This window comes from Jejuia sp. G7-7, assembly GCF_055808955.1.
Genome location: NZ_JBVVSZ010000001.1, coordinates 1,286,965 through 1,306,158, shown reverse-complemented (window position 1 = coordinate 1,306,158; position 19,194 = coordinate 1,286,965). Strand labels below are relative to the sequence as shown.

Annotated in this window: 15 protein-coding genes, 1 rRNA gene and 3 pseudogenes; 7 read left to right on the top strand and 12 right to left on the bottom strand. The window is 32.4% G+C overall.

The annotated features are described in order from the left end of the window. Positions 1-123 precede the first annotated feature (123 nt). The 3 genes from rrf to AC0L5U_RS06420 all read left to right on the top strand — a co-directional run bounded on the left by rrf (position 124) and on the right by AC0L5U_RS06420 (position 3,526). Positions 124-231 (top strand): 5S ribosomal RNA (gene rrf / locus AC0L5U_RS06430). Between the two features lie 161 nt (positions 232-392). Further along, entirely contained in the window at positions 393-2,762 is a 2,370-nt protein-coding gene (locus AC0L5U_RS06425) for an HRDC domain-containing protein (RefSeq protein WP_473415341.1), read from the top strand. 263 nt (positions 2,763-3,025) lie between these two features. Next, complete coding sequence (locus AC0L5U_RS06420; protein ID WP_473415339.1) at positions 3,026-3,526, top strand: hypothetical protein; 501 nt, start codon at positions 3,026-3,028, stop codon at positions 3,524-3,526. A gap of 67 nt (positions 3,527-3,593) precedes the next feature. Here the strand turns inward: AC0L5U_RS06420 and AC0L5U_RS06415 are convergent, their stop codons facing one another. The 12 genes and pseudogenes from AC0L5U_RS06415 to AC0L5U_RS06360 all read right to left on the bottom strand — a co-directional run bounded on the left by AC0L5U_RS06415 (position 3,594) and on the right by AC0L5U_RS06360 (position 15,253). Then, positions 3,594-3,830, bottom strand: coding sequence for a DUF6095 family protein (locus AC0L5U_RS06415; RefSeq protein ID WP_473415338.1), 237 nt, complete (start codon positions 3,828-3,830; stop codon positions 3,594-3,596). Further along, positions 3,814-4,638, bottom strand: coding sequence for an N-acetylmuramic acid 6-phosphate etherase (gene murQ, locus AC0L5U_RS06410; protein ID WP_473415337.1), 825 nt, complete (start codon positions 4,636-4,638; stop codon positions 3,814-3,816). Before murQ ends, AC0L5U_RS06415 begins: the two co-directional genes overlap by 17 nt. Before the next feature lie 61 nt (positions 4,639-4,699). Continuing rightward, on the bottom strand, positions 4,700-5,518 hold the full coding sequence (locus AC0L5U_RS06405) for a DUF4249 domain-containing protein (protein ID WP_473415336.1): 819 nt from the start codon (positions 5,516-5,518) through the stop codon (positions 4,700-4,702). Between the two features lie 4 nt (positions 5,519-5,522). Continuing rightward, positions 5,523-6,821 (bottom strand): TonB-dependent receptor plug domain-containing protein, encoded by a 1,299-nt coding sequence (locus AC0L5U_RS06400; protein WP_473415334.1) that lies wholly within the window; start codon positions 6,819-6,821, stop codon positions 5,523-5,525. 277 nt (positions 6,822-7,098) lie between these two features. After that, complete coding sequence (locus AC0L5U_RS06395) at positions 7,099-7,860, bottom strand: carboxypeptidase-like regulatory domain-containing protein (RefSeq protein WP_473415333.1); 762 nt, start codon at positions 7,858-7,860, stop codon at positions 7,099-7,101. A 189-nt stretch (positions 7,861-8,049) separates the two neighbouring features. Further along, positions 8,050-8,391: a hypothetical protein gene (locus tag AC0L5U_RS06390; RefSeq protein WP_473415331.1), complete on the bottom strand. Its 342-nt coding sequence runs from the start codon at positions 8,389-8,391 to the stop codon at positions 8,050-8,052. 135 nt (positions 8,392-8,526) lie between these two features. Further along, a complete protein-coding gene (locus tag AC0L5U_RS06385) occupies positions 8,527-10,737 on the bottom strand; it encodes an NADP-dependent isocitrate dehydrogenase (protein ID WP_473415330.1) in 2,211 nt (736 codons plus the stop codon). Positions 10,738-11,585: 848 nt separating this feature from the next. Further along, the gene (gene rplS, locus AC0L5U_RS06380; protein ID WP_473415329.1) at positions 11,586-11,936 is read right to left on the bottom strand and encodes a 50S ribosomal protein L19; all 351 of its coding nucleotides are present in this window, start codon (positions 11,934-11,936) and stop codon (positions 11,586-11,588) included. A 360-nt stretch (positions 11,937-12,296) separates the two neighbouring features. Further along, positions 12,297-12,503, bottom strand: a pseudogene (locus AC0L5U_RS06375) (hypothetical protein); the annotation flags it as partial. After that, positions 12,473-12,760 (bottom strand): hypothetical protein, encoded by a 288-nt coding sequence (locus AC0L5U_RS06370; RefSeq protein WP_473415327.1) that lies wholly within the window; start codon positions 12,758-12,760, stop codon positions 12,473-12,475. The pseudogene AC0L5U_RS06375 and the gene AC0L5U_RS06370, both read right to left, overlap by 31 nt. A 202-nt stretch (positions 12,761-12,962) precedes the next feature. Next, positions 12,963-14,447, bottom strand: a pseudogene (locus tag AC0L5U_RS06365) (S10 family peptidase). A 42-nt stretch (positions 14,448-14,489) separates the two neighbouring features. Continuing rightward, positions 14,490-15,253 (bottom strand): annotated as a pseudogene (locus AC0L5U_RS06360) (TIGR02757 family protein). A gap of 190 nt (positions 15,254-15,443) precedes the next feature. On the opposite strand from AC0L5U_RS06360, the gene AC0L5U_RS06355 reads away from it, so the two are divergent. From AC0L5U_RS06355 to AC0L5U_RS06340, 4 genes are all read left to right on the top strand, one after another. Continuing rightward, positions 15,444-16,820, top strand: coding sequence for a 3-keto-disaccharide hydrolase (locus tag AC0L5U_RS06355; RefSeq protein ID WP_473415326.1), 1,377 nt, complete (start codon positions 15,444-15,446; stop codon positions 16,818-16,820). Between the two features lie 21 nt (positions 16,821-16,841). Further along, entirely contained in the window at positions 16,842-17,738 is an 897-nt protein-coding gene (locus tag AC0L5U_RS06350; protein ID WP_473415325.1) for a Gfo/Idh/MocA family protein, read from the top strand. Continuing rightward, complete coding sequence (locus tag AC0L5U_RS06345) at positions 17,702-18,175, top strand: hypothetical protein (RefSeq protein WP_473415323.1); 474 nt, start codon at positions 17,702-17,704, stop codon at positions 18,173-18,175. The genes AC0L5U_RS06350 and AC0L5U_RS06345 overlap by 37 nt, the downstream gene beginning before the upstream one ends. Positions 18,176-18,311: 136 nt before the next feature. Continuing rightward, positions 18,312-19,193, top strand: a complete 882-nt coding sequence (locus tag AC0L5U_RS06340; RefSeq protein WP_473415322.1) for an MFS transporter — start codon at positions 18,312-18,314, stop codon at positions 19,191-19,193. The last annotated feature ends 1 nt before the right edge of the window (position 19,194 follow it).

Sequence of the window (19,194 nt, the reverse complement as noted above, 5' to 3'; positions counted from 1 at the left end):
TTTTATAAGTTCAATAGTTATTACAAATCATGTACTTTATTCAATATGTTAAGATATTTGTCCCGAGCTTATCGGGACGCTGTATGCTTAAGGAGTAATATCCAATAGCGAGCAGCTATAACTTAAGGTGGTTATAGCGATGGGGCTCACCTCTTACCATTCCGAACAGAGAAGTTAAGCCCATTTGCGCCGATGGTACTACATTTGTGGGAGAGTAGGTCGTTGCCTTTTTTAATCCTGATTCGTTAGAATCAGGATTTTTTTGCTTTTTATTGAATAAGCTAAAAATACCTGACAGCTATTTGCTGTATTCCTTTTAATTTTAAATTTGAAAACCCACTCAAAAAATTATTCAAATTATTATCTTAAACCTCTAAATTTTAAGGTAATTAATGGCAGAAAATAAAGAACTAGAATTAGCATGGGCTTTTGTTAATAATACAAGTAGATCTATTTTTTTAACAGGTAAGGCTGGTACTGGTAAAACTACGTTTTTACACCGTTTGAAAATGAATAGCTTAAAACGCCTAGTAGTTGTTGCACCTACAGGTGTTGCTGCTATTAACGCTAAAGGTGTAACTATTCATTCTTTTTTTCAGATGCCTTTTGGTCCTATTTTGCCTGATACAGATTTGAATGCTTCGAAAGGTTTTAATAGAAAATTTAGCAAGACGAAAATTAATATTATTAAGTCGATGGACTTGTTGGTGATTGACGAGATTAGTATGGTGCGTGCCGATTTGTTGGATGGTATTGATAAAACGTTACGCCGTTTTAGAAATAGAAATAAGGTGTTTGGAGGTGTGCAGGTTTTGATGATTGGCGATTTACAACAATTATCGCCTGTTATTAAAGAACAGGAATGGGAGTTGTTGAAACATGTTTATAAGAATGGTTTCTTTTTTAGCAGTAAAGCTTACCAACAATGTGATGCCATTAGTATTGAGTTAAAACATATTTACAGACAGGATAATCCGAAATTTATTGAAATATTGAATCAGATTCGGAATAATGCGTTGACTGAAGTTGCGGCTAAAGAATTAAATAAACGATATATCCCAGATTTTACGCCTGAGCCTGATGCGGGTTATATTTCATTAACGACGCATAATAATAAGGCAGAGGCAACTAACAAGGAGGAGTTACATAAGTTGAAAACCAAAATACAAACTTATAAGGCTGAAGTGGATGGTAAATTTCCTGAGTATGCTTATCCAAATGCTGCATCTTTGGAATTGAAAGTAGGTGCTCAAGTAATGTTTGTTAAAAATGATAGCAATCCAGAGAAGCGTTATTTTAATGGAAAAATAGGAAAAGTAATTCTGTTGGATAGGGATGAAGTGGTGGTAAATTGTCCGGATGATGATTTTAATATTAACGTAACGCCAGAGATTTGGGAGAATATTAATTATTCTGTAGATGCTGATACAAAGGCTATTACTGAGCAAAAAATTGGAAGTTATACGCAAATTCCGTTGCGTTTGGCTTGGAGTATTACCATACATAAAAGTCAAGGCTTAACCTTTGAAAAGGCTATTATTGATGCGCAAGGTGCTTTTGCGCATGGGCAAACTTATGTGGCGTTGAGTAGATGTAAATCTTTGGAAGGTTTGGTTTTGAAGAGTAAAATTCATTCCAACCAAATTATTAGTGATGCGAATGTGATTTCATTTAATAAGAATGCGGAAGAAAATGAGCCAGATGAAACTGTTTTAAAAGCTTCAGAAAAAAACTTCCAATTGGATTTAATTGCTGAAGTGTTTGATTTTTATCCGTTGCTATATCCTGCAAATAGGATTTTAGATATTTATTATAAGAATAGAACTGTGGTTGAAGGGCCTATTGAAACCACTTTTGTAACCATTAAAGATACTATTGCTAACTTTTTAAAAGTTGCTAATGGGTTTAATGTACAATTGAAGCAACTTTCGGAAAGTGAAGGTTTAGCAGAAGAAAGTACTGTGATTCAAGAACGATTTAAAAAAGCGATTGCTTATTTTAAAGCTGAAGCTGAAACTAAGATTGTAACACCATTAAAAAAGTTTGGTTTTACTACTGATAATAATGCTGTTGGCACAGATATAACTAAAAACCTAGACAACTTTGAAGAGTTACTGACTACTAAGCAATTATACTTTAAGGGTTTGACTGGTGATTTTAATGCGAAACAATTTTTGGAGTTACGAGCTAAATCTGTCTTTAATGGAAAGGAAAAGCCTAAAAAACTTAGAAAAGCAGTTGTTGAAGGCACCAGTAATGTGGAGTTGTTTGAACGACTTCGAATGTTGAGAAATGATATTGCTCAAGAGAAAGATTTGATTCATTATCAGATTTTTGCACAAAAAACGTTGTATGAAATGTGCGAAACTTTGCCGACGAATAAAGCAGAGTTATTAAAAGTGAATGGTATGGGAAAAACCCGTGTTGAAAAATATGGTGCTGCTATTCTGAAAGTGATAAAAGCGTATTGTGATGAGCATGATATTGAAACTTCGGCTGAAGTAGAGATTTTTGATACACCAAAGAAGCCTAAGCGACAAAAGGGTGATACTAAAAAGGAATCGTTGGGATTGTTTCAATCTGGAAAATCAGTTCAAGAGATTGCTGACGAGCGGGAGTTGAATACGAATACAATTATTGGGCATTTGGCTAGCTTTATGCCAACTGGTGAAGTACGAATTACTGATTTGATGTCTACTGACCATTATGAAGAGTTGAAAGCGATTATTCCAAAAAGAAGTTTGAAAATTTATCGGATTTAAAACATCAATTGGATGATAAGTTTAGTTATGGAGAGTTGCGTTTGGTGGTGAATGTGTTGTCAAATTCCAAATGATATTTGATAATATTGGAGGTGTGTGGAGATTGGTTTTATTTTACTCTGAAAATGATAGAGAGATTCTCACGTCGCGCTTTAGCGCTCCTCATAATGACAAATTTTTTAATTTATGTAAGGATTTTAGAGTGTTTAGACTAAACGTACAATCATCTAAAAAATTCAAATTATTTAGTTAATTTAGTATCCATGAATATTATCATCCAATCTACTCTTAAAACACTACAAAAATCCCAAGTTTTATTAGATAATTTATCCAATACGCAATTGTGTGATGCTTCTGTTCCGCCTTATCATTCAAGTATAGGGACACATATTAGGCATATTTTAGATTTTTACGATTGTATATTCAGCTTAAACTCTGAAAGCAAAGTAGATTTAACTGCAAGAAGTAGAAATAAAGATGTAGAATCAGATTGTGGATGTGCTCAAGATTATTTAAGCTTAATAATTGGGAGGTTATGTGCTAAAGCATTTGATATTAATGAAATAGTGTTTGTAATTGATGATTTAGGATTGGGTAAAACTGAAATTCCGTATACTTATGGTTCATTATTGGCACAAGCGAACAGTCATACTATACACCATTATGCGATTATTAATTATATTTTTGATAGTTTAGGAATTGTAATTGATGATACTGAGTTTGGTTATAACCCTACCACGCCTAAGCATGTTTCGGCTGAATAATTAGTTCTCGATACAATTTTTCTTTAAAAAAATCACTCGAACTGACATTGAATTGCTTAAAAAGAATTTACTTCTTTTTAAATATGCTATCTAGAATTGTATTTATGCCTTTAAATCCTAAAAAGATAGCCATACCACAAATTATTATTGCCAAGATTAATATAATAGTATCTATTGGGGTTTTTAATTTTGTTTGCGAAATGTAAATAAGCGTTGGTCCTGAGAACATACAAGCTAATGATACTCCCATGAGTTTAATTCCTTTTGCAAGAACTTCCTTATTTGTTCTATTGGTTATTTCCATTATTGAAGTTATTAACGGCTTCACGCACGCTCTTATGTTGGTTTAGTAATTTTAATGCTTCCTCTTCAGAAACATTTATTTCCTTCATTATCATTTTGGCACCCCTGTTTACAAGCTTATTATTACTTAATTGCATGTCTACCATTTTATTCCCTTTTACATGACCTAGCTGAATCATTGCAGAAGTGGTAATCATATTCAGTACTAATTTTTGAGCAGTACCTGCTTTCATTCTTGAGCTTCCAGTTACAAATTCTGGACCTACAACTGCTTCAATAGGGAATTTGGAAACATTGGAAAGTGGACTGTTTTTATTGCAAGTTATACATCCAGTAATTATGTTGTTTTTATTACAAACTTCTAAAGCAGAAATAACATAAGGAGTGGTACCTGATGCAGCAATACCAACAACAAAATCTTTGGAACTGATATTGTATGCTTCTAAATCTTTCCAACCTTGGGTTGTAGAGTCTTCAGCAAATTCTACTGCTTTTCTAATGGCAGAATCTCCTCCGGCAATTAAGCCAACAACCAAGTCATGCGATACTCCAAAGGTAGGAGGGCATTCTGAGGCATCTAAAATTCCTAATCGACCACTTGTACCAGCACCCATATAGAATAAGCGACCGCCAATTTTAAGTTTTTTAACAATTTGTTCAACTAGGGCTTCAATTTGTGGCAAAGCTTTTTCAACGGCATTTGGTACAGTTTTATCTTCCTCATTAATGTTTTTTAGCAATTCTGAAATAGACATCTTTTCCAGATGGTTATGATTAGAATCTTGCTCTGTAGTTTTTATAAAATTCATGCTTCAAAAGTACATAAAATTTAATGTAAACAGTATATAATTTGTCTGATGAGTAGAGTGTTTATTCAATGGTATGAATAAAAATAGAAGCTTCGGATGCTCTAAAATAACCTAGCGGAAAATTGTCAGGATTTGTTATGTTTACACAGTTTCCTCTAACGGTAGCAGGTTGGGTTTCAAAAGGATCTCCATCTTCAATATTAATTTGCTGGAGCAGTATATTTACATATTCAAAAAACTGTTTAGAAATACCTTCATTAGCAATAATTAACGTGTCTCCTGTTTTTAAATCGTCATCAAAATAAACTCCAAATGTTCTATTACCATCGGTAAATTCGTCATCATACAGTTCGTTGTTTCTAATCCCTGTATCTGGATTTATAAATTCAAACAAATAAAAATTTCTTTCACCTTTAGGGTCTGTATAAAAAGCTCTGATTTCCTTTTCATCTCCAGCAAAACCAACGTTTTTTCGCTCTTCAACCGATTCAATTGGTACTACTGGTGTTAATGTTTCAGTAGCAGTATATATTTCGTTATTATAATCTATATTTAATGTGTATGAATTATTTAGAAGGGGTTTGAAATTTTGATTTCTATATTTCCCTGTAGCATCTTTTTCAATAAAATTAAAGGTATTATCATTTTCATCCGTTACAGTAACAATTGCACCACTAGCTGGAGGTATTATGGTATCAAAAAAACCAGATGTCAGGGTTAATCTAATTTCTTGCATGTTGCCACTAGTGCCTTTAATCCATCCTAAAGAAGCATCAATGACTAATTTCGGTTCTGAAGTTTCTAATTCAACTTGAATAACATCTTCACAATTATAAAAAGTTAAAACTCCCAATAAACATATTACTATTATTTTTTTCATAATCTTAAAACTTAAAATTATATGATAAAGATGGCACTATACCAAATATAGATAGACGTGTAGCCTCATTTCGTCCTGTTCTTCCATTTCTATTGAAATCTATAGAAGTGGCGTTTCTACGATTATAAATATTATAAATTCCAAAATCCCATGAACTTCGCAATCTTTGTTCTCCCTTGGGCTTTGGTGTGTAATTAAATGCCAAATCTAATCTATGATAGGATGGAAGTCTATCCTTATTCCTTCCACTATAATTTGGGATAACTACCCCATTAAACACATATTGACTATTAGGAAATGTTACTGGCTGTCCTGTTTGGAACAGAAAGTTAGTATTTATTTTCCAAGAATTACTTAATTTAAAACTAGAAGTAACTGAAATGTCATGTGTTTTATCATAAGGCGTATTATACCAATCGCCATTATTTATCCCAAATTCTTCAGGAGTTCTTCCTTCTGTTTGCTGTTCAGATTTTGATAGTGTGTAGGCTATCCAACCTTTAAATCTTCCTTTGTTTTTTCGCAATAAAAACTCTAAGCCATATGCTCTAGCACTTCCGTTTAAAATTGCACGTTCAATGTTGTTATTTGCAATTAAGTCTGCTCCATCAATATAATCAATTCTGTTTTTTATAGTCTTGTAAAAACTTTCTAGTTCAATGGAGTATTTTTCTTTGTTGAAGTTTATAAAATAGCCTGCAGCATATTGATCGAGTAATTGTGGCTTTATATATTTCCCGCTTGGCACCCAAATATCCAAAGGAGTTGGTGAATTAGTATTTGATAATAAATGTAAATACTGGCTCATTCGGTTGTAACTAATCTTTAGGGAACTATTTGAGTTGAGTTGATAAGAAAGTGCAGCTCTAGGTTCTAAGTTGAAAAATTGTTCAATAACATCAGTTCGTTTAAATGATTTGTTGTCAATTGGTTCTGCTTTCTCGTAGATTTTAAAAGTATTATTCCAAATTACTGGTTGGTTATTATCATAAATATCAAATTCATCTTGGCCTAAACGAAAAAACGCACTAGCCCTTAAACCATATGATAAAGCCAACTTATCAGATATTTTATGTTCTGTATCAATGTATACGGCATTTTCCATGGCATACTTATTGGTTAGTAATACCTCATTAATTCCTGAAGTTTCTGTATTTGGTTTGATATCACCTGGATTGAATTTATAATAGTAACTATTAAAACCGTATTGTAGCTTTATTTTATCTGAAACATAATGCTTGAAATCATACTTAATATTTAGACTTTGAATCCCTGATGTCCAATCAAATTCGATAAAGGCCAAGTTTAGACCGAATGTATAATCAGAATAAATGATAGAAAGGTTTGAGAATAATTTGTCAGAAAATAAATGATTCCATCTAAAGTTTAATACCGAATTACCATAAATATTCTCGAAAGTATCATCTACTCTAAAAACGTCTCTTCCAAAATATCCAGAAAGATATATATTGTTTTCATCATTAATTTTGTAGCTTAATTTGGTGTTGATATCATAAAAATAGGCTTTGTTGCTAATATCAAAAAGTGGTAAAAATAAATGTGCATAGCTGGAGCGCCCCCTAAAAGAAATGAGCTTTTATTTTTTTGAGTGGTCCTTCAAATAGTAGCCTACTAGTTACTAAACCAATACCTCCGTTACCATGGAACTTTTTGCTATTCCCTTCTTTTTGATAAATATCTAAGACCGAAGAAACGCGACCACCATAGCGTGCAGGGATTCCACCTTTATACAATCTTATATCTTTTATGGCATCTGGATTAAAAATTGAAAACAATCCAAATAAATGTGATGAATTATAAAGCGTAGCTTCATCCAAAAGAATTAAGTTTTGATCTACGGCACCACCTCGAACGTTAAACCCTGATGAGTTCTCTCCTGCATTACTAACACCAGGTAGAAGTGTTATGGCTTTGATAATGTCTGGTTCACCAAGCAATAGAGGAATTTCTTTGATAGCAGCAGATGAAAGTTTATTAATACTCATTTGGGGAGAACGAGTATTTACTTTTTCTGAACTTTTTGTAATTATAATTTCATCTAAACTTTCTATAGAATTTTTTAGACTGAAATTTCTTGAGATATTTTGTGAAAGTGATATGGTTTCTGTTATTGTAGAAAACCCTAAGTAACTTATTTGTATTTTATAAATACCCTCTGGAAGCGTGATAGAGTAGAAGCCATATTCATTAGTGATTGTTCCTGTTGTTTTTTCTGGAAATACTACAGAAACACCAATTAGAGTTTCGTTACTATTTTCTTCAGTTATCTTACCACTTATAGTAAATCGTTGCTGGGCGTTAACAACCGATATATTGAGCAATAAAAAAAGAGAGAGAATTTAAAAATATTAACCATTAAGTAATATGAGAGCTAACAAATTTAGAAAAGCATCTCTATGGTAACTTTTTTATTAGTTGAAGTGTGCAAGATTTTAGTTTAAATAACTTTATATTTTATAATATGTGTTTTTATTAGTTAAAATATTAGTTATTTCTAAAAATTACAAGTATTAAATTATGATTATGTTAATGTTTAATCGTAAAGAATATCTTCTAACTCTATTTTTTTCATTAATAAAATCATAAAGGGTTAGTTGTCTTAATATATAATAGTCTTGCCAGAAATTTTGAAGCGAATTTAAATACTGTAGTATTGCTCTATCCTTTTCTTGAAGCGCAATGTTTAAATCTGTAATTGTGATTTCACCATGTGTATATCGCTTTTTAGAAATATCATACCTTTTTTGTGCTACTTCTTTGGCTTTTTCGGCAGTAAATAAAAAGTCTCTTTGGTTAGACCAATTCAGAACGTGAAGGTAAGTTTCTTGTTCAAATTTAAATAAAAAAAGCACAGAAATACTTACAGAGAAGTTAATATGCTCTTAAATGTTATTGACTGATAACTCGTAGAATACCTCAAAAAAATATCCCCTAAACTAAAAAAGGCTCCCTATTGAAGGAGCCTGTTTTATATAACATTTTATGGACTAATTTAATATTGCATTAAACGTTTTGTTTGGGCGCATTACTTGATTTATTAAATCTTCATTTGGTTCGTAATAGCCGCCAATATCCGTTGGTTTACCTTGTATTTCGTTTAATTCATTAACAATCTTTGCTTCGTTTTCTTCCAGTTGATTTGCAATAGGAGTAAACTCGGTTTTTAAAGCGGCATCTTTATTTTGATTTGCCAATTCTTGAGCCCAATACATGGCTAGGTAGAAATGACTTCCTCGATTGTCTAATTCACCTGCTTTTCTAGAAGGTCCTTTTTTGTTTTCTAACAGTTTATCAGTAGCGTCATCTAAAGCTTCTCCTAAAATTTTAGCTTTAGTATTATTGTTAACCTCACCAAAATGATCCAAAGAAACTGCTAATGCTAAAAATTCACCGAGAGAATCCCAACGTAAATGGTTTTCTTCAAGTAATTGCTGCACGTGTTTTGGAGCAGAACCACCAGCACCAGTTTCAAATAAACCACCACCATTCATTAATGGCACAATAGATAACATTTTTGCACTAGTTCCAACTTCTAAAATCGGAAATAAATCTGTTAAATAATCACGTAATACATTTCCAGAAACCGAAATAGTATCCTGACCTTTAATAATTCTTTCACAAGTAAATTTTGTCGCCTCAATAGGAGATAAGATTCTTAAATCTAATGCTGCTGTATTGTGATCTTTCAAATACGTATTTACTTTTTTAATTAATTCAGCATCATGAGCTCTATTTTTATCCAACCAAAATACTGCTGGAGTTTCAGAAGCTCTTGCACGTGTAACAGCTAGTTTTACCCAGTCTTGAATTGGCGCATCTTTGGTTTGACACATACGCCAGATATCGCCTTCTTCAACAGAATGTTCAAGCAGAGTATTTCCAGAAGCATCAACAACTTTTACAGTTCCGTTTGAGGGAATTTCAAAAGTTTTATCATGTGAGCCATATTCTTCAGCTTTTTGAGCCATCAATCCAACATTAGGAACAGTTCCCATTGTTGTAGGGTCAAAAGCACCATGAGCTTTACAAAAATCTATAGTTGCAGCATAAATACCAGCATAACTACTATCTGGAATTACCGCTTTAGTATCTTGAAGTTTTCCTTGTGCATTCCACATTCTACCAGAAGTACGAATCATTGCAGGCATAGAAGCATCAATAATTACATCACTAGGTACGTGTAAATTGGTAATCCCCTTATCAGAATTTACCATAGCTACACCAGGCCCTTTTTTATAAGTAGCTTCAATATCAGTTTCAATTTCATTACGCTTTGCTTCAGGCAGTTCTTGAATACGTTCTAAAAGATTCCCTAAGCCAGAATTCACATTTACACCTAATTCTTCAAGAGTTTCGCCATGTTTGGCAAAAACATCTTTAAAAAAAGCTTTCACAGCGTGACCAAAAATAATTGGATCACTCACTTTCATCATTGTGCCTTTCATATGAAGCGAAAATAAAATCCCTTTTTCTCTCGCATCAGCAACTTGTTGATCTAAAAAGCTAACCAAAGCCTTTTTGTTCATTACCGTAGCATCAATAATTTCGCCTTTAAGTAAAGCAAAACTATCTTTTAATGTTGTGGTACTACCACTTTCATCAGTATGAATTATTTTAATACTAGTTGCATCAACAAGCGTAACAGATTTTTCATTATGGGCAAAATCGCCACCACTCATAGTTGCTACATGTGTTTTAGAATCGCTAGACCAAGCACCCATTGAGTGTGGATTGTTTTTGGCATAATTCTTAACGGCTTTTGGTGCACGTCTATCACTATTGCCCTCACGCAATACTGGGTTTACAGCACTTCCTTTTATTTTGTCATAACGTGATTTGATATCTTTATCAGTATCATTTTCAGCGTCGTTTGGGTAATCAGGAATATTAAAACCTTTAGCTTGTAATTCGCTAATAGCAGCTTTTAACTGGGGAATAGAAGCACTTATATTTGGTAACTTTACAATATTAGTCTCTGGCTTTTTTGCCATTTCCCCAAGTATTGCCAAATCATCAGAAACACGTTGGTCTTCATTTAAAAAATCTGGAAAAACAGCCAAAATTCTTGCTGCTAATGAAATATCTTTAGTTTCAATATTAATACCAGAAGACTTTACAAAAGCTTGTACAATTGGTAATAAAGAGCGTGTTGCTAATGCTGGCGCTTCGTCCGTTTTAGTGTAAATAATTTTAGACATTCGTGTCGTGTTTTTTGAATTATAACAATACTAAAAACAGGAGTAAAAAGATGATTCGTTTTTAGCGACTGCGAATATACAAAAATTGACACTTAAATATGAATAATATATTCAGGAAAAACACCCAAATGCTAGAGATTTAGCATAAATTTAATAAAGTTTCTAGCTGATAAGGATTTATCAAGAATAACGATATGAAAGTATCAAAAAAACAAAAGCCATATCACTATAGAATTTAATCTATTTCTGACATGGCTTTTCTGAAATAACTTTACATGACCTATTTTAGTGTTTCAACTAAAATCAATTTAAACATTACATTCAAATCTTTTTAATTCAAGTCCAGTTAAATCAATGAAACATAATTTGTGATTTTCAAAATGTATTGACCTATCACGCAATGTTTCAGTAGATTGTTTTTCTTTATGATTGGCATTCATTATTTACTTAAGTAAACTAATTCAAATATTCCAAACACTTCTAAATTAAATAATAGGTGTAACCGTTTATTTTAAAAAAGCTTTCAGTTACTCATTTGCTTTGGTAATTTAAACTACTAAAACATTTTATAACCTCATGGTTTTTGTTGCCAACGTTTTACCGTTTTTAACTACTAACCTCGAAAAACAATAATATGTAAAGAACGTATCTTTAAAGAATTTCAATAAAATAGTTTCATATTTCTATTTTTGATTCTCATACTAAAGTACAAAATAAGTTTCAAAAATCAAAATCACACAACAAATTAGATATCAACTGGTTATAAACCGTAGTTATTAACTTTTGTTCATAAAAAAAGCCTTGGATAATTTCCAAAGCTTTTTAATAGTATTGTACTAGTGTTATTTCTAGCGTCTTTTTTCGGTAATTCTTGCTTTCTTACCAGTAAGTCCCCTAAAGTAGAAAATTCTAGCTCTACGTACTTTACCACGCTTGTTAATATCAATTTTTTGTAAAGCAGGCAAGTTAATTGGAAATATACGTTCCACACCAACGGATCCTGACATTTTTCTAATTGTAAACGTCTCTGATGCTCCAGAGCCTCTACGTTGTATTACCGTACCTCTAAAAAACTGAGTACGTGTTTTGTTACCCTCTTTAATTTCGTAAAACACAGTAATTGTGTCTCCAGCACCAAATTCTGGTAAGTCTTTTTTTGTTACAAATTCGTCTTGAACAAATTTTACTAAAGATTCCATTTTTTAATATTTATATAATTAATTCAGAACAACATTCACGATTTTCGCCAGAGGTTAACCCAAATTTGGCTGCAAATATAGTTAATAATTGATAATGCGCAATTTTAAATTTATTTTTTATGGTGTTCCCCTAAAGGGTTGGGCTTTCACTACTCAATCTTTTTAAAACGTCATTACGAAGGAGGCACGACTGTGGCAATCTACAATGTTTCATTCCTTCCTAAATATACGTTTTACTTTAGTTTTAAAAAGGATTTCAAACATGCCGTTCAATCCCTAACACGGGTGTGTTTGCTGGCTTATGGTTTTAGATTGAAGGTTGTTCCGATTAGAACTTCATTTGAATATATGGGATACGTTTTACTTAACTACTTTTTTAATTTTACCATCCATATATAATTTATCAACTAACAACTTTAATTTTTGCCAATTCATTCCTGCAACTTCGTTTTTGTATTTCTCTATTGATTGCATATAAGATAGAAGAAACCAAGAATCGATATGTCCAAATTCAGGTGGATTGCTCAAAACAACTTCTACATTCTTTTGATGTTTTTTATTATAAAAACCACATTCCTGTCCGTGAAAGCTATAATTCCATCTTTTTGAAAGCTTTCCCTTCGCGGGATATCATTATTGCTTCTAGAAATTAATTTTTCGTAATCTTCTTTAAAATTAATATCCAAGCCATATTTTTCTCCAAGCTTAAACATTAATTCTTTTCCTTCTTCTCGATAATTTAGAATAGCTTCTTGAATTATATCAAGATTAACATCGACAATCTGTTTCTTTTTGAAAAAATTATGAATCCATTTTTTAATCATCGACTACAGTTCTATTTCGGTTTTCTTAAATGATACACAAAGCAAATATATACTCCGTTATTAATAGAATTTATAAATTGTTTTACAAATGAAGTCAATCATAAGTAAGTGTTAGTTTGTTTTTAGAATAAACAAACGATTTTTTAAAATTCAATAAGAGATTAAATAATACCATATCTATAACCATCAAATTCTATAAAAACTAATACTTAGCAGCCTTCCCATTTGATAAAGAATTCTTTATAAACTCCCGTAAATCATCATTAGCAGACACTAAATCGTCTTGTCGCAAATACATCATATGTCCGCTTCTGTATCCTTTATAGATAAACCTATCTTTTAGTTTTCCGCTAGGGTCTATTTGCCACATGGTATATTTTGCTGCAAAATAAGTAGTAGCACCATCATAATAACCAGATTGTACCAGTACTTTTAAATAAGGGTTTTTTGCCATAGCATCTCTCAAACCTTCACGAACATTGTCATTGCGCCTGTCCCAAGGGTGTACATCTCCAAACATACTGTACTTCACATCTGTTTTAAAATTTAAATGTTCCCTTATGTAATAGTTAATGGCAGGTGTAAATGAGTGCATCCATGAGGTTAATTCTGGATTATAATCTGGACTAGCACCAGCTTCACTTTTGTCAACGCCTAAATACCTTGAGTCTAATCTCCCTATGGTTTGTCCTGTTTTATCACGTAATAATTCTTTCCAAAAAAGCGAGTGGGTACATCTAAGTTATTCTGAAGAATAGCTTTTTCACTTAAACCCGAATAATATGCCATTTTTTTGCGACTTCCTGTTTTTCATTTTCAGAAACAAAACCACCTTTTGCTAATGTTGGCATTAATATATTTATGGCGAAGTTTTCCGCTTCGGGTAAAATCTCTAATAAATCTTTTTGTTGTAACTCATTTGGTAATGCTTTATGATGCCAAGCGGCAGCAGTAAAATAGGGTAGGTTCAAAGCAGAATACACAGGCTGATTTGTGCTATATAATTTATAATCGGCTGGGGAAACTAAAATAACACCATTTAAATATAGCCATTGATTGTCTTGCAACTCTTTTGCTAAACCCATAACACGCGTACCACCATAACTTTCACCAATAATATATTTTGGAGACTCCCATCTACTTTTTCTGGATACAAAGGTGTTAATCCATTCGGCCAAATATTTTATATCAGCATTTATACCAAAAATGTTTCGCGTTTAGGTAGTTTCCCTTCTTTATCTTCTAACATTCTTGAGTATGCAGTATTTACAGGGTTCACATAAACGATATCAGCCACATCCAAAATAGAATTAGGATTGTTCTTTACACCATAAGGTTGAATAGGATACCCTTCATCATCAATATTTAAAACTTTTGGACCTGTGTATGCAATATGCATCCAAACCGATGCAGAACCTGGACCTCCGTTAAATGAAATTACCAATGGTCTGTTAGCTCTATTTTTAACATTATTTCTTTCGTAATAAGTATAATATAAAGTTGCAATCGGGTCTCCTTTTTTATTCCAAACAGGTTGAGTACCTGTTGTAGCGGTATAAGAAATTGTAGTTCCTTTTATAGATGTGGTATGCGTTGTAACCACCATTGTATCAGTTGGAATTTTTCTTGATTGCGAAAATCCAATAAAAGTACTAATCGTAAAGAGTAGAAAAAAGTAACGTTTCATAACTTAGAATTAAGTTTTGCTTAAAGATAAAGAAAACAAATGTTAAAACCCTTCAAAAACCCCAAGTCCAAAAAGCGCAAAATCATACTTTACAGGGTCGGCTTTGTTTAATTTTCTTAGCGCAGTATCCAATTCTAAAAGTGCTTTAGCATCATTTTGTTTACGTTTCAATAATCCTAGTTTACGAGCAACATTTCCTGAGTGCACATCTAACGGACAAGATAATTGATGTGGGGATAAGCTTTTCCAAATTCCAAAATCCACACCAGTTTTATCGTTTCGTATCATCCACCGTAAAAACATATTAATGCGTTTTGCAGCAGATTTATTTAAAGGATCACTCACATGTTTTTCTGTGCGTTTTAAATGATTAATTTCAAAAAAAGTAGTTTTAAATTTTGAAATTGATGTTTGTAGTGAATTGGCTTCAGCATGTTTGGCAAATAGATTTTCTAAACCATTATGGTTATTGTAAATATGTTGTAGAGACTTTATAAACTGCATACAATCATCGCCATTAAATGTTCTGTGAACAAAAGGAAGTAGTTTTTTAAATCATTTTCTTGATGATTGGTAACAAAATCATACGGCGAATTATCCAATAATTTCATTAATCTATTTGCATTATTGATGATGCTTCTTCTATTCCCCCAAGCAATAGTAGCAGTTAAAAAACCAGAAATTTCAATATCCTCTTTTTTTGTGAATTCATGAGGGATTTGAATCGGGTCACTTTCTATAAATTTCGGATTGTTGTATTGTTCAACTTTAGAGTCTAAAAAATCTTTAAGTTCAGCTTTATTTATTGTCATCAAATAGAATTATTTGAGTAACAAAGAAAAGTAAAAATAAGCACAAAGATTTTATATTTTATCAAATATTAACCATATAAGCAACATTTATGAACGTATAAAACCTACGTAGGAATCTTAATTTCTATATATTTGGAAGCAATAGTTTTTCAATCAAACTAATCATTTAAAATTACTTATAATAATGAAAAAAACTGTTTTTTGTATCACAATGCTTTGTGCATTAACATTTCTTTTACATGCCCAAGAAAAAACTATAGAATTGTTTAACGGTAAAAACTTAAAGGGATGGAAAGTCCTGAATGGTACTGCTGAATATACTGTAGCAAATAATGAAATTGTTGGCACCTCCAAAATAGGTACTCCAAACACTTTTTTGACGACTAAAAAAGATTACACCAATTTTATTTTGGAATACGAAATGTTTCTTGGTGCTGGGTTAAACTCAGGTGTACAAATAAGAAGTCATAGTTATAAGGATTATAATGATGGTCGGGTACATGGTTTACAGGTTGAAGCAGATGACTCTCCAAGAGGATGGTTTGGTGGTTTATTTGATGAAGCCAGAAAAGGTTGGCGCTATCCTTTAGAATACAACCCAGATTCTAGAAATGCTTACAAACACGGAGAGTGGAATAAAGTAAAAGTAATTGCTTCTGGTAATAGAATTGCAACGTGGGTTAATGGCGTAAATTGTGCCAATTTGTTTGAGGAAACTATCGAAACAGGATTTATAGCCTTACAAGTACATAGTATTGGTAATAACAAACAAAAAGCAGGTAAAATAATTAGATGGCGAAATATTAAACTAACTCAGATTTCTGATGATTATAAATTTGAAACCACAGCGCCTATTGTTAATTATACTTTAAATAGCTTAACTGAGGAAGAAAAATCTAATGGATGGAAGTTGCTTTGGGATGGAAAAACTACTAATGGTTGGAGAGGTGCAAAAAAAGATAATTTCCCAGACAAAGGTTGGAGTATAAAAGATGGGATTCTTACAGTTCATGCATCAGGTGGTGGAGAATCTGTGCACGGTGGAGATATTGTTACTACAAAACCCTACAAGAATTTTGTGTTAGATGTAGACTTTAAATTTACTGAAGGTGCCAATAGTGGTATTAAATATTTTGTTGATACTAACTTGAATAAAGGAAAAGGATCAGCCATTGGTTGTGAATTTCAAATTTTAGATGATAAAAAACACCCTGATGCAAAAAAGGGAACTAGTGGTAATAGAACTATTGGATCTTTATATGATTTGATAACTGCAAATGCGCAAGAGTATATTCCATCTCTATATACAAAAAAGTATGTAAATAAAGGTGGTTGGAATCGTGCACGAATTATTGTAAAAGGTAATGACGTTGAGCACATTTTAAACGGATGTACTGTTGTGAAATATACCAGAAACACTCAAATGTGGAGAGCTTTAGTTGCTTATAGTAAATACAAAAATTGGCCAAATTTTGGCGAAGCTGAAGAAGGTCTCATTTTATTACAAGACCATGGAGATGAAGTTCATTTTAAGAACATCAAAATTAAAGAATTAAACTAACTGAGAACTAAAAATATTAAAATGACTACACGTAGAAAATTTATAAAAAATACTGCAATGGGTGCAGCGGGTATTACACTTTTAAGCAACACTAGCTCTTATGCGAGCATCTTAGGATCTAACGATGCTGTGAATTTTGCAATTTTAGGTTGTGGAGGTAGAGCCCATGGATTAGTAAAAGCTATTGCTGTATCTAAACAGGGAAAAGTAGCGGCGATTTGTGATGTTGATGCAAATCGTTTAAATAAGTTTAAGGATTTTTGTTTAAAGGAAGCCAACGCTAAACCTAAGACGGAAAGCGATTTTAGAAAATTATTAGAAGACAAAGATATTGATGCCATAGTAGTTGCAACACCTGAGCATTGGCACGCACCAATGGCAATTATGGGAATGCAAGCAGGAAAGCATGTATATGTTGAAAAACCATGTAGCCATAATCCGCATGAAAATGAATTGATAGTTGAGGTTCAGAATAAATACGGAAAGGTTTGTCAAATGGGAAATCAACAACGTTCCTCGATAACTTCGGCTTTAGCTGTCAACGATATTAAGGATGGAATTATTGGAGATGTTTACGCTGCAAAAGCAGTTTACGCCAATGCTAGAAAATCAATTGGAGTAGGAAAACAAGTCCCTGTGCCATCAACTTTAAATTGGGATTTATGGCAAGGGCCAGCACCAAGAGAAGCTTACAGAGATAATGTACACCCTTACAACTGGCATTGGTTCAGGACTTGGGGAACAGGAGAAATACATAACAATGGCACACACGAAATTGATATTTGTCGTTGGGCTTTGGGTGTAGAATATCCAACAAGAGTAGTGTCTACAGGGGGAGGTTACATTACAAAAATGACGATTGGGAATGGTTTGATACACAAATGGTTAATTACGAATTTGAAGATGGGAAGTTATTAACTTGGGATGGCAGAAGTTGCAATGCCTTTAAATATATAGGAGGAAGAGGTGCTGTTATTTATGGTACAAAAGGGAGCATACATTTGGATAGGGCTAAATATGCGCTTTTCGATTTAGGCGGAAAGGAAATAAAAAAGCAGTTTGAAAATCAAGCTAAAGCAACTAAAGCAAATAAAACATCTGATACTATTGGTTTTGATGGTTTAACGGTTTCACATATGCAAAACTTTATTAATGCTATTTTAAAAGGAGAACAACTAAATTCTCCAATTGCTGATGCTGCCATCTCTACACAATTATGCCACTTAGGTAATATTGCTCAAGATTTAAAAGAAAGTTTAAATGTAGACTCTAAAACAGGTCGAGTATTACATAATAGAGGTGCTGATATGCTATGGAAAAGAGATTATGAAAAAGGGTGGGAGCCTAAGCTATAAATTCAAGGTTAACATATAAAAGGGAAGAATAAAAACCAAAGAATATAATCTTTGGTTTTTTTATTAAAGTTTTTCTATTGGTTTTCGACAAAGCATTAATTTAGGCGCTTAAATTTTTTAGAATCTAATTCTATCAATGGATATAAAAAAGTCAATTTTACCAATAATAGTTTTTGCTCAGTTTTGCTGTACTTCTTTATGGTTTGCGGGGAATGCTATTATTACTGACTTAATTAGTAATTTCTATTTAGAAGAATCTTCTTTAGGACATCTAACATCAGCTGTACAATTTGGTTTTATAATAGGTACATTTTTATTTGCGATTTTTACTATCGCAGACAGGTTTTCGCCTTCTAAAGTATTTTTTGTTAGTGCATTGATAGCTTCACTTTTTAATGTTTTGATTGCATTTGGAAATCATTCGTTATTGAGTTTAATAGTGCTTCGATTTTTAACAGGTTTCTTTCTGGCTGGAATTTATCCAGTAGGAATGAAAATTGCCTCAGATTATTACAAAAAGGGATTAGGGAAATCTCTAGGTTTTTTAGTTGGAGCATTAGTTTTGGGTACAGCTTTTCCTCATTTATTAAAAGGGTTTGAGCATCTCATCTCTTGGAAAAATATGATTTATTTTACTTCAGGTTTAGCAATATTAGGGGGTAGTATGGTATTTTTGTTTGTACCTGATGGACCTTATAAAACAAAGCTTCATAGGTTTGATATTTCTGTTTTTTATAAAATATTCAAACTGAAAAAATTCAGAACTGCTGCTTTTGGGTATTTTGGACATATGTGGGAGTTGTATGCTTTTTGGGCGTTTGTACCTCTAGCATTAATAGGTTATAATGAATTAAACCCAAATACAGATTTTAATATTTCGTTATTAAGTTTTGTAATAATTGCTAGCGGAGGAGTTGCTTGTGTTATATCTGGTTATTTATCTCAAGCATTTGGTGCAAAAAAATTGCGACATTATCTCTGGTTTTATCGTGTACATGCTGTTTGTTGTCTCCAATAAT